Origin of the sequence: Mycolicibacterium arseniciresistens, assembly GCF_030519285.1 — a bacterium.
Taxonomy (GTDB): Bacteria; Actinomycetota; Actinomycetes; order Mycobacteriales; family Mycobacteriaceae; genus Mycobacterium; species Mycobacterium arseniciresistens.
Genome location: NZ_JAUMSQ010000036.1, coordinates 21455 through 42438 on the forward strand (window position 1 = coordinate 21455; position 20984 = coordinate 42438).

The window sequence follows — 20984 nt, forward strand, 5'->3', positions numbered from 1 at the left end:
ACCTCCTGCTGTGAGCCAGGACACTAACAGCGCTTCTGACACACGTCAATGAACGTTGACGTGTGTCAGATACTGCGCGGCCGCCCGCGCCGCGGAGTCGACCTCGGCGACGAGTTCGAGCGTCCGCAGGTCGCGGACGGCCACGCAGGCGCGGTGCAGCATCGCGAGCAACGGGTCCGCCGCATGCCCGCCGGATGTCGCCACGGTGAGCGCCGACACGCAGCTCAGCACGGCCTGCAACATGGCGTACCGGTAGTCGTGCCAGCAGGTTTCGAGGTCGTATCCGGTCACGCCGCGCTCGACCAGTGCGGAGTGGTAGGCCGTCACGAGATCATGGTCTGCCGTCGACCTGAGCTCGGGCTCCAGGCCGGTTCCGGCCAGGCAGGCGACATCTCGGGCCGGTAGTCCGACCGTGAGTGTCTGCCAGCCGGTCACCCGGACCGCCACACCGTCGGGGGCGAACAGCAGATGCTCGAGGCGGAAGTCGCCGTGCAGCAGGCTGTATCGGCCCTGTGCGACAGACACCCACGAGCTGACCGCCGCCATGGCCTCGGCAAGGGTCGCGGTGTCCTCGACGGTGAGCCGCCCGCCGAACCGCTCGACGATCTGCTCCCCTCCCGCGCGGGCGGCGTCGCCGAGCGCCCTGGCCGCGGCACTGTCCGGCAGCGGTGCGGTGAGGCCGGGAAAGCGCAACCATTCGGGCGCACACCAGGTCGGCGCGTGCAGCCCGGCGATTGCCGAGGCGGCCACCCGTGCGCGCTCCTCGTCGCAGCCGTCAAGCGGGTCAACCAGGACCACGGGCGCTGGATCGGCCAGCAGCAACACGGATTCACCAGTGTCGGCGTCGATCTCACAGAGCATGCACTCGGGCGCCGGCACCTCCACCCGACCGCGGACCGATGCGTAGAACGCGCACTCGCTGCGGTGTGCGAAGTCCCCGGATGTCTCGAGGATGAAACTGCCAGGCAGGTCCGGCTGCGCAGCCGCATACGTCGGTGTCAGCCGGAACGCTCCGCTGTCAACGGATCCGATCGGCGTCACCTCGACGGCGTCCACACCGACGTGGCGACCGCCTGCGCTGAGCACCGCCCCCAGCCAGGCGCCGGTGATCTCGGGCGGACGCGGGGTCGGCGGGCTCACGTCGCGGTCTCCGGTGCCGCCGCGGCGCGCTGACGAGCGACGAAGCGGATCGCCATCCGCTGCATGAGCCCCGGTGCGAACCGGGCGAACATCCAGCCCGCGTACGCCTGGCGGGGCGTGACCAGCAGCGCGCGGTTGCGCCGCACGGCGCGCAGGGTATCGCGTGCCAGTTTGTCGGGGTCGTGGAAGTGCTTGCTGCCCTGGCCCCGTCGATAGAATTCGCGGCCGTCGAAGGGGCCCACCGCGCCCTTGTCCAGGATGGGCGTCTCGACTGCCGTCGGGCACACGGCGAGCACCCCCACCCCGTGCGCGGCCGCCTCGCTGCGCAGCGCCAGAGACAGCCCGACCACCGCGTGCTTGGTCATCACGTAGCTCGTGATCTGGCCGGCTGCAGCCAGTCCGGCCATCGACGCGGTGTTGACGATGTGGCCGCCGCCCTGGCGGATCATCTGCGGGTAGGCCGCCGCGACGCCGTGCACGACTCCCCGGATGTTGACGTCGATGATCGCGTTCCAGTGCTCCAGGGTCAGCAGCTCCGTGTCGCCGGCCCACGTGATGCCCGCGTTGTTGAACATCAGGTCGAGCCGGCCGGCACGTGCGACGACGCCGTCGACCGCGGCTTGCACGGCGGCGGCGTCGGTGACGTCGAGACGCGCCGATCGCGCCGCAGCGCCCAGTCCGGCGGCCGTGCCCGCCGCGGCGACCTCGTCGATGTCGGTGCACAGCACCTCGGCTCCCGCCGCCACGAGTGCGCGGCACAGCGCCGCCCCGATACCCGATCCGGCACCGGTGACGATGGCCTGCCTGCCTGAGAAGTCGGACACCCTGCCTCCAGTCCAGCCACCTGCGAACTGCCGTGACGATACGTCGACTGTAAGCAATACGGTAGGGACGCGGGGCAGGCCCCGTTGGGGTCAGCCGATGAAGCGGACGATCGACTCCGCGACCGCGGCCGGCTTGTCCGACCCGTCGACCTCCACGGTCACGGTCATGGTCGCCTGCACGGCGCCGTCGAGCTGCTTGACCTCGGCGATCTCGGCGCGCGCCCGCAGTTTCGCACCGACCGGCACGGGCGTGATGAACCGAACCTTGTTGTAGCCGTAGTTGATGGCCATCGCCACGTTCTCGACGCGGTAGAGCTGATGGGTGAAGTGCGGAAGCAGCGAGAGGGTCAGCAGACCGTGCGCGATGGTGCCGCCGAACGGACCCTCCGCCGCACGCGCCGGGTCGATGTGGATCCACTGATGGTCGTCGGTCGCGTCGGCGAACAGGTTGACGCGCTCCTGGCTGACCTCCAGCCATTCGGTCGGACCGAGCTGAACGCCCTCCGCGGCGACGAGCTCGTCGAGACCGGCGAACACCTTCATGACTTCTCCTCTCGACGCCGTCCTCGCGGCGGCGGCACTCGACCACAAGATAACCGCTCGAGGGCCGCGTGGATCCACCCGGCACGGCGGATCCGCAGTACCGTGCACCACGGCACGTTCACCGTTCGCGGTCACGAACGGGCCAGAAGGCCCGTGAGCCGCCGGCCGACGTCTGCCCCGCCCGCCCCTCGAGTCGTGTGCTGCCGCGTCTGCCAGCTTCGTACCCGAACAGTCGCGGCGTCAGCCGGCTCACTGCCCGACGGATCGACCGCTTGTCGTTTTCGAACATCGATCGACGATTTACGGCCGCGCCATTTTTTTCATTGCGTCAATTGTCAATTCCGCCCCGCAGCGACCCGATGTGTGGTTTGACGCAGCAGACAATTGGACGGCCGTAACAGTTATTGGTCCGGTGTGAGCAACGACACTGCGATTGGTGCCCCCACCGGGCACGTGATCTGCGCTTTCACCACAGTGGCGAACGATATTGCCGTCGCTGCGACGGCAAAACACGAAGCCTGTCAACGTACCGGGCCGGCCCCGTTTTCTGCACGCCGGCGTTTCTGATCATGAATGGTCGACCGCCGGAAGGCGGCAGCCGTCACCGCACCGGCCGACCACCACGGCGAGCGGCGCGTGTATCGGCGCGTGCGCCGGAAGACATGGCCGGTGCGACCGGCTCCGCGGCCGCACCGCATCGTTCGACGCCGGACCACACCGGCGAAACCGGCGCGGCGGCCGGGAACTTCCCTGCAGCGACGCGATCGGCCCCGTTTTCTGTGAACCGCGTGAACGTTCAACGATCGACGACCGGCAGGCAAACACCGCGACGCCGGCCGTCCGGCCGGTCCAGCGGCCGGCGAGACGCGCGAGCCGGGTCATCCCGTGGTACCGCTCACCTGGGCGCCCAGCGTCCGACCTGCGGCCGGGGACGCCATCGGGGGTGACGGAATGCGGCCGGCCACCGTTCCCGACGAATCCCGCCGGACGCGCGGGGACGCTCTACGCCACTGTCCAATGGCGAGGAAATCGACTTCCCGGCTCACCTCTGCGGCAAACACGAAAAATTGCGATGCGGCCTCTCACGACGGCCTTTCGGTCCGCCGAAACTATTGCAAAGTTCGCCAGCGCACGACGATGACGCAATACGACCAGCGGTGACAATGATTAGCCGAGATTGCCATCTTTCGCGGGCCGGGTGCGAACTCCGATGCACAGTCGTAACCATTAAGCGCAATGCTGGACAAGTCTCTCTCGCTAGCTGGAATTGAAGTCGCCGTGAGCGGGATACTCATCAACGCGTATTCGTAACCCCGCGTGATGCGCGCCAGAATCAGCCGCTTCGACCCCGGTGGTCGGCTGCCCGAAGGATGGACTCACATGACCGCTCCCCAGCTAGACACCTCCGGCTCGGTCGACCTGCGCCTGGAGACGAGCCCGAGCTGGTGGGACCCCGACAGCGAATGCACCATTGTGGTGGCACAACCGGCGGCCGAACCCGAGCTGTGGTCCGAGTATGTTCGCGGCGCCGAACTCAGCTATCGAAAGCACGGCGTGGAAGCAGCCCTCGATGTGCCGGCATTGCGTAGCGGAAATGACACGGCTTTGTTTTGCGCGGGAATCAATACCGACGGCCGCGTCGTCGGCGGAGTGCGGGCAAAGGGTCCATACCTGAATGTCGACGATTGCCATGCCGTTGTTGAATGGAGCGGTCAACCGGGATTGGACGCGGTGCGAAAAATGGTCAGTGATCGACTACCGTTCGGCGTCGTGGAGATCAAATCGGCGTGGGTGTCCGATGACCCCGAACAGAGCCGAAAGCTGACAAATGTGTTGGCACGTATGCCCCTGCATTCGATGGTATTGCTCGATATCCAGTTCGCCGTCGCGACCGCAGCGGCCTACGTCCTCAACCGCTGGCTATCATCGGGTGGTGTGCTGGCGGCCAGGATCCCGGCGACGCCATATCCCGACGAGCGCTATCAGACCAAGATGATGTGGTGGGACCGGCGCACCTTCGCCAACCGCGCGGACGCCCACCAGGTGTCCACCTTCTTCTCAGAGCTGCAGAAGATCGCTGCGCTGACCGGATCCGGAGAGCCGGCGGCGGCCGCCGTGACCACCTGATGACCGCCGGCGCCGACCGGGGCAGCCTCGACGATCTCGTCGCGGCGGTCGCGACCGAGTTGATGGCCGTCGATGCCGCGACATCGGCGCAGGCCAGTGACCGGGTGCTGGCCCTCGTGGGCACGTACTTCGAAGTCGACACCGGATTCCTGCGGCACAACGACCACAGCAGCCGCGAATCCGTCCTGATCGCCGAATGGCCGCCCCGCGACGCCGCCGACCCGTACAGCGTCCAGCCGTTCGACACGGACGCGGACTTCGGCCGCGTCGAGCACCTCAAGGAGCCTCTGGTTCTCGAGAAGCGGCTCGACAGCGCGTCCACTTCGGCCGAGCAGCGATCGATCGAGACGGCATTGGTGCCGTTGCTGTCCGGCGACGTGACCACCGGCGTCCTCGGCTTCGCCACGTCGGGTCACCACGAATGGCAGGCGGCGGAGTTCAATGCGCTCAAGGCAATCGCGTCACTGTTCGCGCAGGTGCAGGCGCGCATCACCGCCGAAGACAGGTTGCGCTACCTCGCCGACCACGACGACCTCACCGGCCTGTACAACCGCCGGGCGCTCTGGTCGCACCTCGACGCCAGACTGGCGCCGGGCCGGCCCGGGCCGGTGTCGGTGCTGTTCATCGACCTCGACCGGCTCAAGGCCATCAACGACTACCTCGGCCACACCGCCGGCGACTGGTTCATCCGGATACTGGCCGAGCGCCTCCGACAGGACGACGGGGACCACAAGCTGATCGCGCGACTCGGCGGCGACGAATTCGTGGTCGTGCCCGCCTCGCCACTTTCGCCCGAGGAAGCCGAACGGCTGGCCTACCGACTGCAGGCGGTGCTGCGCGAGCGCGTCTCGATCGACGGCGAGATGCTGACCCGCACGGTCAGCATCGGCGTGGCCGTCGGTGTGCCGGGACATGACACCACGTCGAACCTTCTCAGCCGCGCCGATCAGGCTGTGCTGACCGCGAAGTCGCACGGCGGCAATCAGGTGGCGGTCTACTCGGCGGAGATGTCGCTGGACAGCGAATTCCGCAACGACATCGAACTGCACCTGCAGAACGTCATCGAGAGCGGGTCTCTGGTGCTGCACTACCTGCCGGAGGTGGACATGCGCACCGGCGAGATCCTCGCTGTCGAGGCACTCGTGCGGTGGCAGCACCCGACCCGCGGCCTGTTGTCGCCGGACGCGTTCATCGGCGTGGCCGAGTCGATCAACCTCGCCGGTGAGCTCGGCCGGTGGGTGATGCGCAACGCGTGCGCGGAGTTCGCAGGGTGGCGTGCAGCCGGCGTCGGACACGGGATCGTACTGCGCATCAACGTCTCTCCGGTGCAGCTGGTCACCGACGGCTTCATCGACTCGGTGGCCGAAATCGTCGAGGAGTTCGGCCTCGAGCGCGGTTCGGTGTGCCTGGAGATCACCGAGAGCGTGGTCGTCCAGGACATCGAGACGACCAGGGTGACGATCGGCGGCCTGAAGGACGTCGGCGTGCAGGTGGCGATCGACGACTTCGGGACGGGTTACAGCGTGCTGTCGCTGCTGAAGTCACTGCCGGTGGACGCCCTCAAGATCGACAAGGGCTTCGTCGTGGATCTCGGCTCCAATCCCGGTGACCTGGCCATCGTGCGCGCGATCATCGCCCTTGCCGAGGCGTTCGGCCTCGAGCTGGTGGCCGAGGGCGTGGAGACCGAGGCCGCAGCCGTCGCGCTGCTGCGACACGGCTGCCATCGGGCGCAGGGTTTCCTGCTGTCGCGACCGCTGCCCAGCGACGCGATGGAGGCGCTACTGGCCGGCGGGCGGGTACCGGTGCAGTTTTCGCCCACGCCCAGCTTCTGAACGCAGTGCCCGCCCATCGCGGGGCGGCTGATGGAGCTGCCGGCTCATCGAGTGGCAGCTCAGCGCGCGTTCCGGGATCGTCGACCCCATGTTCAGCAGCTCGAGGCGGGCGAACCGGCTGGCGGACTCGCTGACCAGGCACAGCTGCTGGTATCCCTCGTAGCCCTGCAGGGGCCGCCGGCCGATGGCCACCGCGTGACTGTCGGCGGGCGCGATCGTCACCCCGTGCCGGGCCCGGACCGCATGCGGACCGTCCACGCCGTCGACGACCACGCCGGCGACCTCCCCGTCCTCGAACACGACCCGCTGCAGCGCGACACCGGTGTGGATGCTGATCTGCCGATCATGCGCCTGTCCCCCGAGCCAGTCGGCCAGCGAGAGCACTGTCCCAGCCGTTCCCACCGGGCCCAGCGGCTTGACCTCGATCGCCCGCCCGGCCGGTGTCCGCATCGTGGTGGTCTGCCAGTCCGCCACTCGTGAGTGCAGTAGACCGTAGGGCGACCGCAGGCACTGAGTGGCCCACTTCCTGAGACGACCGCCGTAGAAGGGTTCGACCCATCGGCCGTCGCGTTCGTCGCGGGTCTGAGCCCGCACGACGCGGGTCGGCAGTTCCATGTCGCCCGCAACGGGGTCGAGCGTCGCGAGGTCCTCCGAGAGCTCCGCGAAGTACTCGCGCGTCTCGTCGTCCTCGGGCGCGTGGGTGAGCCAGCCGCGCTCGAGATACGAGGGTGGTGGCGCCACGACGTCGTCGTCCACCGGTGGCGGCGCCGTGGCGACGAACACCTCGGCGCCGGCGTCCACCGCGATCATGGCGCTCGCCAGGCCTCCGACGGCTCCTCCGACACAGACGACGTCGACTTCTTCGTCCCACATTGTTAATTACCTCAACGTTGCTGATGGACGCGGACTCGAGAACACGGTCGACGGGCTCCGATGCAAGACAGCCGAGCCGCTTCGGCCGAACACTGCTGCTACGACGAGAGTTAACGCATCTACCGACTGCTTCTTCACGCGGACACGACCGCGTACGAATTGAGTGATATGGGTCACCACAGCCCGCACTGAACTTCGAGGGGTTTGCCAGGGCGGGCAGTGGCAACAACACCAAACGTAGCACCCGACCGACCTGCACAAAGAGTCCGGCCGCTGGTACGCCGACCCGGAACCGGGCGCGGCGACGTCACCGGCCGTCCCGCCGGTCGCGAACCAGAAGTCATCACGATCGGGCACTTTACATACTTTAGGCATGCTTTGCACCCTCTGACATGACTTAGAGTATTGACGTGTCGTTAAATCACCAGCGACCGGCTGTCCCTCGAGGGTTCGGCGGGCGATCAACCAACCAGCGGGTGCCGTGCCCGTCCGTCCCATCACAGAGAGAATCGTCTGTCAGTCCAGTTGCCGAGGTGACCCCGTGAGCGATCAGGTCGACCGGAAAGCAGACGCCACGCGCCTGCTGATCCTGCAGGCCGCAGCGCGGCAGTTCTCGCGGCGCGCCTACAGCATGGTCAGCCTCGACGACATCCTGGCCGACGCGGCGGTGACCAAGGGCGCGATGTACTTCCACTTCCGGTCCAAGTACGCGCTCGCGGTCGCGATCGTCGACCACCGGGCCGAACAGAGCCGCGCCGTGGTTGCCGAGGTGCTGGCCCGGCGACTGCCCGCCACGGAGACGCTCATCGACGTGATGTTCGTGATCGCCGTGGAGGACATCGGTGACCACCTCGCCAGGGCCGGGCTCAACCTTCTCGAATCCATCGGGCGCACAGACGGACTGGCCATCCGCGTGCACGGCTCGTGGGTCACCGGCTTCGCAGGCATCGCGCAGCGCGCCATCGACGAGGGCGACCTGCTCGAGGGTCGCGACGCCGATGACATCGCCGTGTTACTGGTCGCGATGTACGTGGGCATCCGGCAGACAACCGACCTCGACGAGCCGCACGCGTTCCTGACGCGGCTCGTCGACGCCTGGGACGTCGTGCTGCCGGGCATCGCACGGCCCGAGCGGTTGAGCTACCTCACCCAGTTCGCCCGGCGGCGCGGAGCGCAGGCACTCAAGCGGGCCACCCCGCTGCCCGCCGATGACTTATGATCGCCCTCCGGGCTGCAGTCCGGAGAACTCGAGGCCATCGCCGGAGGTGATCGCGTATGCCGCGGCAGGCCCGCTCTGAGGCGACGCGGCGCCGGATCGTCGACGCAGCGGTCGATCTCATCGGCGAGATCGGTTATCCGGCAGTCGGTCTGGGAGACATCATCGAGCGCGCCGAGCTGACCAAGGGCGCGCTCTACTACCACTTCGACTCCAAGGAGTCACTGGCGGTCGCCATCATCGCCGAGGGCGGGGCCAACCTGCTGGCGACGTTCCGCAGCATCAGCGCATCCACGTCGCCGGCTCTGGAGAACATCATTCACGGGTTGTTCATGGTGGTCGACCGGGTCGCCACCGACCCGCTCACCCGCACGGCCGCGCAACTGCTGCGGGTGTTCGGCGGATTCAGCGAAGTGTCGCGACTGGTCTATGCGGGCTGGCTCGACGAGATGGCAGACGAGGTCAGGCGGGCCGCTACCGAAGGGGATCTGCGGGCCGGGCTGGAACCGGGCGCAGTGGCCGAGATCATCGTCGGCGCGATGCTCGGCGCCGAACTGCTGTCGGGTGTCGACGACGATCTCCGCAACCGGTTGACCCGGATGTGGCAGGTGCTGTTGCCCGCCGTCGTCGCCGACGAGTCACTCGGGTACTTCCGCGAATTCCTCGCCCGCGAGGCACTGCGAGCGCCGTCCGGCGGCTGAACCGGCCGGTCTCTAGAGTTCCTCGACCCACAGCCGCTCGGTGAGGTCCTGGAACGTGGCCAACGCGACCGGGTCATCGCCGCGCAACAACGCCGAACGACTCATCTGCGCACGGACTGTCGACCCCTCGCGGTCCACGAGCTCGACGATCATGTCGGCGTGCTCGTGCACGACCGACAACACCGGTCCGTCGGTGGGAACCGTTGTGCAGATGTCTGCGAACTGCATCCGCTGGATGTCCTCGGCGTTGCGCCCGAGCATCGCGGCGAACGCACCGTTGGCGAACAGGATGGCGCCGCCCTCGGCAACCGCGAGCACAGGCACGGGGAACCGCTCGAGCAGCACCAGCGCCGGCATCTGCTCGAGCAACGCCATGGGTGACCGATTGGCCTGACTACTACGTCGCCGATCCACGTTGTGGGTCCCGTCCTCGTGTGGTGTCGGTTCGGGGTGACTCCCGGCCCGACGCTGCGCCTCGTGCAGCAAAGCCTAGTCGGCCGTCATCATCACCGATCGGGCCCGCCGCGGCGGCCGATTGGCGAACTTGCGCCGACCGCCCGTCCCTGGGCCCCTAACCTCCACCTGACTAACTAGGTTTACTCTGTGCGTAACCAATCGACAGACGGGAGGTCCGATGGACCTGGACTGGTCACCGGACGACCTCGCTTTCCGTGACGAGGTGCGAGCCTTCCTCGACGAGCGGCTCACTCCCGAACTGCGGCAGGCGGGGCGGCTGATGACGAGCGTGTACGCCGACCACGACGCCAGCATGGAGTGGCAACGCATCCTGCACGAGCGGGGCTGGGCGGCGCCCGCATGGCCTGTCGAGTACGGCGGCTGCGACTGGACTTTGACGCAGCACTACATCTTCAGCCGCGAGGCCACCCTGGCCGGCGCCCCGTCGCTGTCGCCGATGGGCATCCGGATGGTCGCCCACGCGATCGTGAAGTTCGGCACCGACGCGCAGAAGGAGTACTTCCTGCCGCGGATCCTGACCGGCGAGGTGTTCTTCTGTCAGGGCTACTCCGAACCCGAGGCCGGCTCCGACCTCGCCGCGCTGTCGATGGCGGCCGTCGACGACGGCGAACACCTGGTGTGCACGGGAAGCAAGATCTGGACCACCCACGCACAGGAGGCGAACTGGATGTTCGCCCTGGTGCGGACCACCCGCGCGGCGAAGAAGCAACAGGGCATCACGTTCGTGCTGATCGACATGACCAGCCCCGGGATCGAGATCCGCCCCCTGGTGATGACGTCCGGTGAGGAGGTCCAGAACCAGGTGTTCTTCGACGACGTCCGGGTGCCCAAGGCCAACGTGATCGGCCGGATCGACGACGGCTGGACGGTGGCGAAGTACCTGCTGGAATTCGAACGCGGCGGCGGGGCTGCGTCGCCCGCGCTCCAGGTGCTCGCCGAGGAGATCGCCACCGTCGCGGCGGGCCGGCCCGGTCCGGACGGCGGCCTGCTGATCGACGACGCCGCCTTCGCCCTGCGGCTCGCCGACGCGAGGATCCGGACCGAGGTGCTCGAGATACTGGAGTACCGGGTGCTGGCGGCCGTCGCGGCGGGCAGGAACCCCGGATCGGCGTCGTCGATGCTCAAGGTGCTCGGCACCGAGCTGAGCCAGACGCTCACCGAACTCTCGATGGAGGCCGCGGGGCCGCGGGCGCGGGTCTACCAGCCGCATGCCACCAAACCCGGCGGACCGATCGCCGAATACGAGCCGCCTCCGGATGGCTACGTCAGCGGCGAACCATGGCAAGCCGTGGCGCCACTGCGCTACTTCAACGACCGGGCCGGCTCGATCTACGCCGGCAGCAACGAAATCCAGCGCAACATCCTCGCCAAAGCCGCATTGGGGCTCTAGATGGACTTCACACTCACCAACGAACAGGAACTCCTGCGCGACGGGCTGTCGAAGTACCTCTCGACACGCTACGACCTGGAGAAGAGCCGATCGGCGGCCAAGACCGGCGCCGGCTGGCAGCCCGAGATCTGGCGCGGGTTCGCCGAAGAGCTCGGCATCCTCGGCGCGGGCCTGCCCGAGGACGTCGGCGGCATCGGCGGTGGACCTGTCGAGACGATGGTGATCGCCGAGGCGCTCGGCCATGCCCTGGTGGTCGAGCCCTACATCGACACCGCGGTGGTGGCCGCCGGACTGCTTCTCCGGGCGGGCGGACCGGCTGCCACGGCGCTGCTGGAGAAGATCGCCGACGGCTCGGCGATCGTCGCGCTCGCCGCCACCGAGGCGGAATCGGGCGATGACTGGCAGCGGGTGACGACCGAGGCCCGACGCGACGGGTCCGGCTGGGTGCTCCACGGCGAGAAGATCGTCGTCATGAACGCGCCGCTGGCCACGCATCTGCTCGTCACCGCGCGCACCCCGGACGACGGCGTGTCGCTGTTCCTGCTCGAACCCGATCGGCCGGGTCTGCACGCGCACGGCTACCGCACGATCGACGATCGTCGCGCGGCCGACCTGGTTCTCGACGGCGTGCAGGTGTCCGCGGACGCACTGCTCGGCGCCGCGGGACGGGCCGGGCCGTCACTGGCCCAGGCACGCGACGAGGGTGCGGCCGCGGTCTGCTCGGAGGCGGTGGGTGGCATGCGGAAGGTGGTGGCCGACACCGTCGAGTACTGCAGGCAACGCCAGCAGTTCGGACAACCCATCGGCTCCTTCCAGGCGCTGCAACACCGCATGGTGGACATGCACATGGAGCTCGAGCAGTCGGTCGCCGCCACGTATCTCGCGGTGCTCAACCTGGGCGCCGAACCGGCGGAGCGGGCCCGCGCGGTGTCGGCGGCCAAGGTCACGGTCGGGCGCGCAGCGCGGTTCGTGGGGCAGAACGCCGTCCAGTTGCACGGCGGAATGGGCATGACCGAGGAACTTGCGATCGGCCACTACTTCAAGCGGCTCACGGCCGTCCAGTACGAGTTCGGGTCGACCGACCACCACCTGAAGCGATACGCACGGCTGACCCGGTCCTGAGTCGCAGCGGGCTGGACACATGTCCGATCTGATCGGTTCATGAAACGAGGCCGCCTCAGCCGAAGTCCCGCATTGCCCACGGCTCGCGCGAAAACAGCCATCTGCTCGAATCATCCGGCGTTGATTGCGATGCACTGTCGGACCGACTAACCTGGACACATGTCCAGTGCAGATGTGGTGCACGTCACTTCTCTGCGCGACTCACATCACCGGCGCAGGCGTACCTGCCAACGGGTCTTCACCGCGGCAGCCCAACTGCTCGACGAGTCGAGCGACGCACCCGGGGTCGTCGATGTCTCGCTGCCGGCACTGGCCGCGCGGGCGCGGGTCGCCCCGACCGCACTGCGCGCACATTTCGATTCCCTCGACGCGATGTTCGCCGAGCTCTATCTGCACCGGATCTGTGCCCTACCGCTGAACGTCGATCCCGGGCTCGGCGCCGCGGCCCGGGTGAGCGCCCAACTCCGGGCCATAACGATGGTGCTGGCCGACGAACCGCGACTGTCCGAGGCGTGCAGCCGCGCCCTGCTCCGCAACGACGACGACGTGGTGGCCGATGTCCGCACGCGGATCGGCGCAGAAGTGCAGCGGCGCATCGCCGCGGCGCTCGGCACCGGAGCATGGCCTGAGGTGCAGGCCACCCTCGAGACCGTGTTCTGGGGCGCGCTGCTGCAGGTGCGGTCCCGCTCCGTCAGTTGTCACCGGATGGCCGACAGGCTCGACACGATGCTGGCGCTGATCCTGTCCGACGCCGACCACTGACCACTACCCGTCCTCGATCAGCAGCACCCGGTCGCACGACGCGCTCGTCGCGGCGATCAGCCGGGCGTTCGGTTCGTCGACGGTGTCGACCCAGTGCTGCGCGTCGACCGCGCCGAGGCCGGCTGTCACATGCCGGTCGATCAGCCGCCGGCGCCGCACCTCCGCATCGGCGTCGATGTAGTACAGCCGCTCGAGCAGTGGACGCACCGCAGCCCAGCCGTCGGCGACCAGCGCCAGATAGTTGCCCTCGGTGACCACGACGCGCGCCTGCGCGGGCACCACCCGTGCCGCGGCGACCGGATCGTCGAGCGCCCGGTCGAAGTCGGGGACGAAGACGTCGGCGACGCCGTGACTGTCCGCGATTCGGGTCAGGGTGGCGCAGTAACCGCCGACGTCGAAGGTGTCCGGAGCTCCTCTGCGCCGGCGCAGACCCAGACGGTCGAGCTGGGCCTTGGCGAGGTGGAAGCCGTCCATCGGCAGGTACGCCGCCGGCGTCGACCACCGCTCGTTGAGCTCTTCGACGACGGCGAGGGCGAAGGTCGACTTCCCGACGCCCGGCGGCCCGGTCACACCCGCCAGCACCCGCCGGGCGGGGCGTGCGACCGCACCGGCCAGTTCGGCGGCCACAGCACGCCGCGCTTCCTCGCTGGTCAGGATCGCGGGGGCCATCGGCTTCACGGTACGTCGCCGTATTCCCAGGTGAGAGGCCGCCCGGCGGATCGGTTCGTGACGAGTTCGCCGGAGCGGTTTACCTCCGTCGCGCACGGGGGAACCTCAACCGCATGACGGGTCGACATCGAATGCAAGAAGCACCGGTCCGAATACCTGCGGCGACCGGTCGTAATGTCACGCGGACCTCTTCTCGGTCCAACGTGGTGATCGGCGCCATCTCCGCCTCAGTGGCCGGTGCCGGAGTGGTGGCCGCCGCGGCCGTCCAGTTGCTGGCGCCCGCCGAGTCCCCCGCCCCGCCTGCGGCGTCCACGGCGCCCGTGACCGCCGGCGCGCCCGCGCTCAACCACGAGGGCCGCCTGATCGCCGTCACCCCGGATTCGGTGACCGCGCGCAGCGCAGACGGTGTCACGCAGACCTACCGCATCACCCCCGAGACCACGGCACTCACCGAGCGGGGCAACCACACCGTGAGTCCCGCGACGACCTTCGACGTCGACGACGAGGTGGCGATCGTCGCGATCGTCCAGAACGGCACCCCGGTCGCGACCACCGTCGCCGACCGCCGCGTCAGCGGCCTGAACGGGCCGCCGATGGATGCGGTGACCGTGCAGCCCGCGAGCCACTCCAGCGCGACCGCCGCCACCGGCTGAGCCCGCGCCGAATCCCTTCGCTGAAGCCGTCCGGGTCTTCCGCAGTCCCATAGACTCGGCCCGCATGAGGCCGTTACTCGCGATAGTGCTGCTGGCCGGACTGCTCACCGGGTGCAGTACCGCGATCCAGGGCCGTGCTGTCGCCGGGGCGGAACTGACCGCTCCCGTCCCCGTGACCGAAGCCTGGAAGCGGGATGTCACCTCGGCGGTCGCCGCCATCGGCAGGGCGCTGGGCACCGCGGGAGAAGCGATGGTCAACAGCGAGTACTCGACCGTCCGCAGCGGCTGCCGCGATCTCGAGGAGGCCACGGACCTGCTCGAGGATCAACTGCCCAGCGAGGACGAAGACGTCAACGAGGCGCTGCAGAACGCCGTGGACGAATACCGGTCGTTCGCCGGCATCTGCGTCACCCTGACGCCGAACAGCAGCGGCGCCGAGATCGACCGCCTCGAAGCGACACTCGACCGGGCGGACGCCAGCATCCGGGACGCGATGGCACTGCTCGACATCGACATGCCCGGGGGCTGAAAATCCCGTGGCGGAACGCGTCGCCGTCATCGGGGCAGGCCCGGGAGGCCTGGTCGCCGCGCGCTGGCTGTCATCGTGCGGCTTCGAACCGACGATCTTCGAACGGAATCCCGTTCTCGGCGGACAGTGGTCCGGACTGCCGGGCCGCAGCGGCGTGTGGCCGTCGATGCACACCAACACCAGCCGCATCCTGACCGCCTTCAGCGACCTGCCCTTCGGCGGTCACCTCGTGCACCCGCCGTACGCCGACGTGCTGCGCTATCTGCACCGCTACGCCGAATCATTCGGATTGACCGCCCGGATCAGATTCGGCACGGCGGTCGACTCGGTGAACCGGGACGACACCGGATGGCTGGTCGGGCACTCCGACGGCACCGAGGTCTTCGACCGGGTGGTGGTGGCATCCGGTCGATTTCATTCACCGGTGATCCCGGCCGTTCCGGGGCTCGAGTCGTTCTTCGGCGACCCCGGCATCGGTTCCACGTATGACTTCCGCTACCACGACCGGTATCTGGGAAGGCGGGTGCTCGTCGCGGGCGGCGCCATCAGTGCGCTCGAGATCGCGGCCGAACTGGCCCAACTCGGCGCGTCCCGCGTCGTCGTCACACAGCGGCGGCAGCGTTATGTGCTGCCCAAGTTCGCCGCCGGTGTGCCGTCCGACCATCGGATCTTCACCCGATACGGCACGCTGTCGAACGAGGTCCTGCCCGCGGCCGAGATCGACCGCCAGCTGCGGGAGATCGTCACCGAGGCCGGCGGCAGCCCGGACCAGTACGGCGCACCGGCACCCGATCCGTCACTGTTCGCCGCCGGTGTCACCCTCGGCCAGAGCTACCTTCCCCTCGTGGCGGAGGGCCGGATCACGGTGCGCCCGTGGGTCGATTCGGTCGCAGGGGACACCGTCACGTTCGCCGACGGGCAGGCCGAGAGATTCGACGCCATCCTGTTCGGCACCGGATTCGAGCTGAGCCTGCCGTTCCTCGGCCGAAACGTCCACGCGACACTCGACATCGACGGGGAACACCTCGACGCCGACCGTCACACGTTTCATCCCGACCTCCCCGGCCTGGCCTTCGTGGGGATGTGGGACCAGTCCGGCGGGTACTTCGTGCCGCTGGAGCTGCAGGCGAGATGGATCGCCTACCTGTGGAGCGGCATCCTGCCGGCGGTGACCGAAGCGGAGCAGCGCGCGTCGGTCGCGGCATACCGGTCACGTCGCGGCGCGTCGCAGAAGACCCGGATGAATCTGGCGGCACTGACCTTTGCGCGGGCCGCCGGTGTCGAACCGGAACTGTCGCGATGGCCCGAACTCCGCCGTGCACTGCTGTTCGGTCCGCTGGCGCCGAGCTGTTTCCGGCTCGAGGGTCCCGACGCGCTACCCGACGCTGCAACGATGTTCGCGCAGGACGCTGCGGAATTCGGCGCGATCACCGGCAACGACCTCACCGAACGCGAACGCCGGTACTGGTCGATGGTCGAGGCTCAGCCGCTGTAGGTCAGACAACAGCGCTCTAGCGCCCCGAGCGATTCGGCGATGAAGTCCTCGGAAAACGGTGGCATGCCGCCGATCTCATCGCGGAAGCTCTGCGGCGTCGCCGTCCAGTCGTAGGTCAGCGTGACCGCCGTCCCGTCACCGTCGGGGGCGAGGTCGTAACGCCAGGACCAGCCACCGGGAACGTGGGCACCGGACTCGTCGCGTTGTCCTGGTAGCCAAGCGATCACCCGGTCCGGCTCGAAGTCGGTGACCAGGTTGTCCATCACATAGTGTCCGCCTGCGGCCTCCAGGTACATGTTCACCGTGAAGATCTGTCCCGTGCCGCTGATCGGCGTCGGGTCCACCGCGTCGCGCACCCAGTCCCCCGGCTCGGTGTCCTTGTGCCGCGCCGGGTCGGCGAGGACGGCGAACACCGCCGACGGCGGCGCCGCGATCTTCCGGCTGGCGACGAATCGTTCCGCACTCACCTACCGGCCTTTCCGTAGAACCGGGCAATATCCGGCGAGTCCAGCCAGCCCGAGTAGGTCGGTCTGCTCGGCCAGCCCTCCGGCGAATCGAGCCACTCCTCCTGACGGCCGTACGGGAGGATGTCGATCAACGGGAAGCTGTGGCTGAGCTGCTCGGTGCCACGGCCGTTGGTGTGCCAGGTGCGGTAGACCGTGTCGCCGTCGCGCAGGAAGACGTTGACGGCGAAGCCGCCTCCCGGCGGTGCGTCGACGTCGGCGCCGAACGAGCTCTCCGACGACGAGTACCAGTCCATCCTGTTGCCCACCTTGTCCCGGTAGGCCAGCGCCTCCTCGATCGGGCCGTTGGTGACGACGACGAATCGGGCGTCGTAGCTGTCCAGGAACTCCAGCCTGGTGAACTGGCTGGTGTAACCGGTGCAGCCGCCGCACTGCCAGTCCGCGCCGTCGCTCCACATGTGGTGATAGGTGATCAACTGCGAGCGGCCGCCGAAGACGTCGGCCAGCCGGGCCGGGCCCTCGGCGCCGATCAGCGTGTACTCGGGCAGTTCGACCATCGGCAGCCGCCTGCGCTGCGCGGCGATCGCGTCGAGCTCGCGGGTCGCCGCCTTCTCCCTTCGCCGCAGGTCGTCGAGTGCGGCGCGCCACGTGTCGTGGTCGGCCACCGGCGGCTTCGCGGCCGATGTGGTGGTCTGGTTCCCTGTCATCACAGGCTCCCTTCCGAGCAGTCGGAATCCTCTTACGACTATCAGACTCGACGGCGACCCGGGACTCATCGCCCACGTCGGTACCGTCGGAGGAATGAAGCATCTCGACGTCGAAGGAATCGGACCGGTGAGCCGCATCGGCCTCGGCACGTGGCAGTTCGGTTCGCGGGAATGGGGGTACGGCGACCAGTACGCATCGGGCCCCGCTCGCGACATCGTGCAGCGCGCCCGCGCACTGGGGGTGACCTTGTTCGACACCGCCGAGATTTACGGATTCGGCAAGAGCGAACGGATCCTCGGTGAAGCACTCGGCGACGAGCGCGCCGACGTTGTGGTGGCCAGCAAGATCATGCCGATCGCGCCGATCCCCGCCGTGGTCAGGCAGCGCGCGCGGGCCAGTGCGCAGCGGCTCGGGGTGGACCGCATCCCGCTGTACCAGATCCACCAGTCCAATCCGCTGGTGCCCGATTCGGTCATCATGCCCGGGATGCGGGATCTGCTGGAGCGCGGCGAGATCGGTGCCGTCGGGGTGTCGAACTACTCGCTCGAGCGGTGGCGCAAGGCCGACGCCGCACTGGGCAGGCCGGTGGTGAGCAACCAGGTGCATTTCTCGCTCGCCCATCCCCAGGCGCTCGACGACCTGGTGCCGTTCGCCGAACGGGAGAATCGCATGGTGATGGCGTACAGCCCGCTGGCGCAGGGCCTGCTGGGCGGCAAGTACGGGCCGGACAACCGGCCCGGCGGTGTGCGCGCGATGAATCCGTTGTTCGGCACCGAGAACCTGCGTCGCATCCAGCCGCTCCTGAACACCCTGCGCGACGTCGGGGCCGATGTCGGCGCCAAGCCCGCGCAGGTGGCATTGGCATGGCTGATCAGCCTGCCCGGCGTGGTGGCGATTCCCGGCGCGTCGAGCGTGGAGCAGCTCGAGTTCAACGTCGCTGCCGCCGACATCGAGCTGAGCACGGAGTCAAGGGATGCGCTCACCGCGGCGGCGCGGGCGTTCCGGCCGGCGTCGGCGGGCCGGTTCTTCACCGACCTGCTGCGCGAGAAGGTCGGCCGCTAGGCGATCCTCAGCCGCCGACGTAGGCGGTGAGGTGCTCACCGGTCACGGTGGAGCGGTCGGCGATCAGGTCGGCCGGCGTGCCTTCGAAGACGATGCGTCCGCCGTCGTGGCCGGCTCCCGGGCCGAGGTCGATGATCCAGTCGGCGTGCGCCATGACGGCCTGGTGGTGCTCGACGACGATCACCGATTTACCGGATTCCACGAGCCGGTCGAGCAGGGCGAGAAGCTGTTCGACATCGGCGAGGTGAAGGCCGGAGGTCGGTTCGTCGAGGACGTAGACCTCTCCGCTCTCCGCGCCCTTGTCGCTCATCCGGGTGGCCAGCTTGAGCCGTTGCCGCTCACCGCCGGACAACGTGGTCAGCGGCTGGCCGATGGTGAGGTAGCCCAGTCCCACCGCCTCCAGGTTGTTCAGGATGCGCTGGGCTGCGGGCAGTTTGGCGTCACCGTCGGTGAAGAACGCCAGCGCGTCGGACACCGGGAGGCCGAGCACCTCACTGATGTCCTTACCGCCGAACGTGTACTCGAGCACCGACGCGTCGAAACGCCTGCCCTCGCAGACCTCGCAGGTGGCGGCCACACCGGCCATCATTCCCAGATCGGTGTACACCACGCCCGCGCCGTTGCAGTTCGGGCATGCGCCGTCGGAATTGGCGCTGAACAGCGCGGGCTTGACGCCGTTGGCCTTGGCGAAGGCCTTGCGGATCGGTTCGAGCAGTCCGGTGTAGGTCGCCGGGTTGCTGCGCCGGGAGCCACGGATCGGGGTCTGGTCGACGACGACGACGCCGTCGCGGCGCGCCACCGAACCGTGGATGAGCGAACTCTTCCCCGAGCCCGCGACGCCGGTGATCACCACCAGCACACCGAGGGGGATGTCGACGTCGACGGCGGCCAGGTTGTGGGTGTCGGCGCCGCGGACCTCCAGGACGCCGGAACGCTCACGCACCGCGTCCTTGAGAGAGGCCCGGTCGTCGAGGTGGCGACCGGTCAGCGTGTCACTTCCGCGCAGCCCGGCCACCGTCCCCTCGAAGACGATCTCGCCGCCCGCGGAGCCCGCGCCGGGGCCGAGGTCGACCACGTGGTCGGCGATGGCGATCACCTCGGGCTTGTGCTCGACGACGAGCACGGTGTTGCCTTTGTCGCGCAGCCGCAGCAACAGCGCGTTCATCCGGGCGATGTCGTGGGGATGCAGCCCGACCGTCGGCTCGTCGAACACGTAGGTGACGTCGGTGAGGGCCGAGCCGAGGTGCCGGATCATCTTGACGCGCTGCGCCTCACCACCCGACAACGTGCCCGACGACCGGTCCAGCGAGAGGTAACCCAGCCCGATCTCGACGAACGCGTCCAGACCCTGGCGCAGCGCCGCGACCAGCGGCCCCACCTTCGCTGCGGCGTCACCCAGGTCGCGCACCCACTCGGCGAGGTCGCTGATCTGCATCGCGGACAGCTCGGCGATGTTGCGGCCGTTGATCTTCGACGACCGGGCGGTCTCGGACAGCCGCGTTCCGTCGCAGTCGGGACACGTGGTGAACGTGACGGCGCGCTCGACGAAGGCACGGATGTGCGGTTGCATCGCCTCGACGTCCTTGGCCAGGTAGGACTTCTGGATCTGCGGGATCAGTCCCAGGTAGGTCAGGTTGACGCCGTCGATCTTGAGCTTTGTGGCCTCCTTGTACAGCAGGGCGTCGAGTTCCTTGGCCGTGAAGTCCCGGATCGGCTTGTCCGGGTCGAAGAAGCCGCAGCCGTTGAAGATCCGGCCGTACCAGCCCTCCATGCTGAAACCGGGGATGGTGAGCGCACCGCCGTTGAGCGACTTGCTGTCGTCGTACAGCGCGGTCAGGTCGATGTCGTTGACCGCACCGCGGCCCTCGCACCGCGGGCACATTCCGCCGACGACGGCGAAGTCGCGGCGCTCCTTGACCGTTCGTCCGCCGCGCTCGATGGTGACCGCACCGGCTCCGCTGATCGAGGCGACGTTGAACGAGAACGCCTGCGGCGATCCGATGTGCGGTTCGCCCAGGCGGCTGAACAGGATGCGCAGCATCGCGCCCGTGTCGGTGGCCGTGCCGACGGTGGACCGCGGGTCGCTGCCCATCCGCTGCTGGTCGACGATGATCGCGGTGGTCAGGCCCTCGAGCACATCCACCTCGGGCCTGCCCAGTGTCGGCATGAAGCCCTGGACGAAGGCGCTGTAGGTCTCGTTGATCAGCCGCTGCGACTCGGCGGCGATGGTGCCGAACACCAGCGAACTCTTGCCGGAGCCGGAGACACCGGTGAACACGGTGAGCCGGCGTTTGGGCAGTTCGATGTCGATGCCCTTGAGGTTGTTCTCGCGTGCCCCGTGCACGCGGATGACGTCATGGGTGTCGGCGGCGGGAAGTCCTCTGCTCATCGGGTCAG

The 20984-nt window shown here is 68.4% G+C and carries 20 protein-coding genes; 11 read left to right on the top strand and 9 right to left on the bottom strand.

What is annotated here, in order from left to right:
• Window positions 1–45: 45 nt before the first annotated feature.
• From Q2100_RS07915 to Q2100_RS07925, 3 genes are all read right to left on the bottom strand, one after another.
• On the bottom strand, window positions 46–1140 hold the full coding sequence (locus Q2100_RS07915) for a phosphotransferase family protein (protein ID WP_302913564.1): 1095 nt from the start codon (window positions 1138–1140) through the stop codon (window positions 46–48).
• Entirely contained in the window at window positions 1137–1964 is an 828-nt protein-coding gene (locus Q2100_RS07920) for an SDR family NAD(P)-dependent oxidoreductase (protein WP_302913565.1), read from the bottom strand. The genes Q2100_RS07915 and Q2100_RS07920 overlap by 4 nt, the downstream gene beginning before the upstream one ends.
• A 90-nt stretch (window positions 1965–2054) precedes the next feature.
• On the bottom strand, window positions 2055–2507 hold the full coding sequence (locus Q2100_RS07925; RefSeq protein ID WP_302913566.1) for a MaoC family dehydratase: 453 nt from the start codon (window positions 2505–2507) through the stop codon (window positions 2055–2057).
• A 1380-nt stretch (window positions 2508–3887) separates the two neighbouring features.
• Between Q2100_RS07925 and Q2100_RS07930 the strand changes: the two genes are divergently transcribed.
• Window positions 3888–4634: a hypothetical protein gene (locus Q2100_RS07930; RefSeq protein WP_264012096.1), complete on the top strand. Its 747-nt coding sequence runs from the start codon at window positions 3888–3890 to the stop codon at window positions 4632–4634.
• Window positions 4634–6466, top strand: coding sequence for a putative bifunctional diguanylate cyclase/phosphodiesterase (locus Q2100_RS07935; protein ID WP_302913567.1), 1833 nt, complete (start codon window positions 4634–4636; stop codon window positions 6464–6466). Before Q2100_RS07930 ends, Q2100_RS07935 begins: the two co-directional genes overlap by 1 nt.
• Here Q2100_RS07935 and Q2100_RS07940 read toward each other — a convergent pair.
• Window positions 6413–7339, bottom strand: a complete 927-nt coding sequence (locus tag Q2100_RS07940; RefSeq protein ID WP_302913568.1) for a hypothetical protein — start codon at window positions 7337–7339, stop codon at window positions 6413–6415. The two genes, Q2100_RS07935 and Q2100_RS07940, sit on opposite strands and share 54 nt — an antisense overlap.
• 541 nt (window positions 7340–7880) lie before the next feature.
• Between Q2100_RS07940 and Q2100_RS07945 the strand changes: the two genes are divergently transcribed.
• Window positions 7881–8558, top strand: a complete 678-nt coding sequence (locus Q2100_RS07945; RefSeq protein ID WP_264012099.1) for a TetR family transcriptional regulator — start codon at window positions 7881–7883, stop codon at window positions 8556–8558.
• A 56-nt stretch (window positions 8559–8614) separates the two neighbouring features.
• Window positions 8615–9256 carry a TetR family transcriptional regulator gene (locus Q2100_RS07950; RefSeq protein ID WP_264012100.1) on the top strand — a complete coding sequence of 214 codons (642 nt, stop codon included), beginning with the start codon at window positions 8615–8617 and terminating at the stop codon, window positions 9254–9256.
• 12 nt (window positions 9257–9268) lie between these two features.
• Here the strand turns inward: Q2100_RS07950 and Q2100_RS07955 are convergent, their stop codons facing one another.
• Window positions 9269–9631, bottom strand: a complete 363-nt coding sequence (locus Q2100_RS07955; RefSeq protein WP_264012101.1) for a PAS domain S-box protein — start codon at window positions 9629–9631, stop codon at window positions 9269–9271.
• A 259-nt stretch (window positions 9632–9890) separates the two neighbouring features.
• Here Q2100_RS07955 and Q2100_RS07960 point away from each other — a divergent pair, with 259 nt between their 5' ends.
• The 3 genes from Q2100_RS07960 (at window position 9891) to Q2100_RS07970 (ending at window position 13007) form a co-directional block, all read left to right on the top strand.
• Window positions 9891–11123 carry an acyl-CoA dehydrogenase family protein gene (locus tag Q2100_RS07960; RefSeq protein WP_302913569.1) on the top strand — a complete coding sequence of 411 codons (1233 nt, stop codon included), beginning with the start codon at window positions 9891–9893 and terminating at the stop codon, window positions 11121–11123.
• Window positions 11124–12245, top strand: a complete 1122-nt coding sequence (locus Q2100_RS07965; protein WP_302913570.1) for an acyl-CoA dehydrogenase family protein — start codon at window positions 11124–11126, stop codon at window positions 12243–12245.
• A 159-nt stretch (window positions 12246–12404) separates the two neighbouring features.
• Window positions 12405–13007 (top strand): TetR/AcrR family transcriptional regulator, encoded by a 603-nt coding sequence (locus Q2100_RS07970; RefSeq protein ID WP_302913571.1) that lies wholly within the window; start codon window positions 12405–12407, stop codon window positions 13005–13007.
• A gap of 3 nt (window positions 13008–13010) precedes the next feature.
• On the opposite strand, the gene Q2100_RS07975 is transcribed toward Q2100_RS07970, so the two are convergent.
• Entirely contained in the window at window positions 13011–13676 is a 666-nt protein-coding gene (locus Q2100_RS07975; protein ID WP_264012105.1) for a nucleoside/nucleotide kinase family protein, read from the bottom strand.
• Window positions 13677–13879: 203 nt separating this feature from the next.
• On the opposite strand from Q2100_RS07975, the gene Q2100_RS07980 reads away from it, so the two are divergent.
• From Q2100_RS07980 to Q2100_RS07990, 3 genes are all read left to right on the top strand, one after another.
• Window positions 13880–14329, top strand: coding sequence for a hypothetical protein (locus tag Q2100_RS07980; protein ID WP_302913572.1), 450 nt, complete (start codon window positions 13880–13882; stop codon window positions 14327–14329).
• 64 nt (window positions 14330–14393) lie between these two features.
• Entirely contained in the window at window positions 14394–14858 is a 465-nt protein-coding gene (locus Q2100_RS07985; RefSeq protein WP_302913573.1) for a hypothetical protein, read from the top strand.
• A 7-nt stretch (window positions 14859–14865) separates the two neighbouring features.
• Window positions 14866–16353: a flavin-containing monooxygenase gene (locus Q2100_RS07990; protein ID WP_302913574.1), complete on the top strand. Its 1488-nt coding sequence runs from the start codon at window positions 14866–14868 to the stop codon at window positions 16351–16353.
• On the opposite strand, the gene Q2100_RS07995 is transcribed toward Q2100_RS07990, so the two are convergent.
• Together Q2100_RS07995 and Q2100_RS08000 are read right to left on the bottom strand one after the other, a co-directional pair.
• The gene (locus Q2100_RS07995) at window positions 16341–16820 is read right to left on the bottom strand and encodes an SRPBCC family protein (RefSeq protein WP_302913575.1); all 480 of its coding nucleotides are present in this window, start codon (window positions 16818–16820) and stop codon (window positions 16341–16343) included. The genes Q2100_RS07990 and Q2100_RS07995 overlap by 13 nt on opposite strands.
• Window positions 16817–17524, bottom strand: a complete 708-nt coding sequence (locus Q2100_RS08000) for a DUF899 domain-containing protein (protein WP_302913576.1) — start codon at window positions 17522–17524, stop codon at window positions 16817–16819. The genes Q2100_RS07995 and Q2100_RS08000 overlap by 4 nt, the downstream gene beginning before the upstream one ends.
• Window positions 17525–17618: 94 nt before the next feature.
• On the opposite strand from Q2100_RS08000, the gene Q2100_RS08005 reads away from it, so the two are divergent.
• Window positions 17619–18587 carry an aldo/keto reductase gene (locus Q2100_RS08005; RefSeq protein ID WP_302913577.1) on the top strand — a complete coding sequence of 323 codons (969 nt, stop codon included), beginning with the start codon at window positions 17619–17621 and terminating at the stop codon, window positions 18585–18587.
• A gap of 7 nt (window positions 18588–18594) precedes the next feature.
• On the opposite strand, the gene Q2100_RS08010 is transcribed toward Q2100_RS08005, so the two are convergent.
• Window positions 18595–20976: an ATP-binding cassette domain-containing protein gene (locus Q2100_RS08010; RefSeq protein WP_302913578.1), complete on the bottom strand. Its 2382-nt coding sequence runs from the start codon at window positions 20974–20976 to the stop codon at window positions 18595–18597.
• Between the last annotated feature and the right edge of the window lie 8 nt (window positions 20977–20984).

Excerpts from the sequence above, each read along its gene's own strand:
- Q2100_RS07940 (WP_302913568.1), bottom strand. The coding sequence starts at position 7,339 with ATGTGGGACGAAGAAGTCGACGTCGTCTGTGTCGGAGGAGCCGTCGGA.
- Q2100_RS08010 (WP_302913578.1), bottom strand. The coding sequence starts at position 20,976 with ATGAGCAGAGGACTTCCCGCCGCCGACACCCATGACGTCATCCGCGTG.
- Q2100_RS07925 (WP_302913566.1), bottom strand. The coding sequence starts at position 2,507 with ATGAAGGTGTTCGCCGGTCTCGACGAGCTCGTCGCCGCGGAGGGCGTT.
- Q2100_RS07950 (WP_264012100.1), top strand. The coding sequence starts at position 8,615 with ATGCCGCGGCAGGCCCGCTCTGAGGCGACGCGGCGCCGGATCGTCGAC.
- Q2100_RS07935 (WP_302913567.1), top strand. The coding sequence starts at position 4,634 with ATGACCGCCGGCGCCGACCGGGGCAGCCTCGACGATCTCGTCGCGGCG.
- Q2100_RS07985 (WP_302913573.1), top strand. The coding sequence starts at position 14,394 with ATGAGGCCGTTACTCGCGATAGTGCTGCTGGCCGGACTGCTCACCGGG.
- Q2100_RS07955 (WP_264012101.1), bottom strand. The coding sequence starts at position 9,631 with ATGGCGTTGCTCGAGCAGATGCCGGCGCTGGTGCTGCTCGAGCGGTTC.
- Q2100_RS08005 (WP_302913577.1), top strand. The coding sequence starts at position 17,619 with ATGAAGCATCTCGACGTCGAAGGAATCGGACCGGTGAGCCGCATCGGC.
- Q2100_RS08000 (WP_302913576.1), bottom strand. The coding sequence starts at position 17,524 with ATGACAGGGAACCAGACCACCACATCGGCCGCGAAGCCGCCGGTGGCC.
- Q2100_RS07970 (WP_302913571.1), top strand. The coding sequence starts at position 12,405 with ATGTCCAGTGCAGATGTGGTGCACGTCACTTCTCTGCGCGACTCACAT.
- Q2100_RS07965 (WP_302913570.1), top strand. The coding sequence starts at position 11,124 with ATGGACTTCACACTCACCAACGAACAGGAACTCCTGCGCGACGGGCTG.
- Q2100_RS07960 (WP_302913569.1), top strand. The coding sequence starts at position 9,891 with ATGGACCTGGACTGGTCACCGGACGACCTCGCTTTCCGTGACGAGGTG.
- Q2100_RS07930 (WP_264012096.1), top strand. The coding sequence starts at position 3,888 with ATGACCGCTCCCCAGCTAGACACCTCCGGCTCGGTCGACCTGCGCCTG.
- Q2100_RS07975 (WP_264012105.1), bottom strand. The coding sequence starts at position 13,676 with ATGGCCCCCGCGATCCTGACCAGCGAGGAAGCGCGGCGTGCTGTGGCC.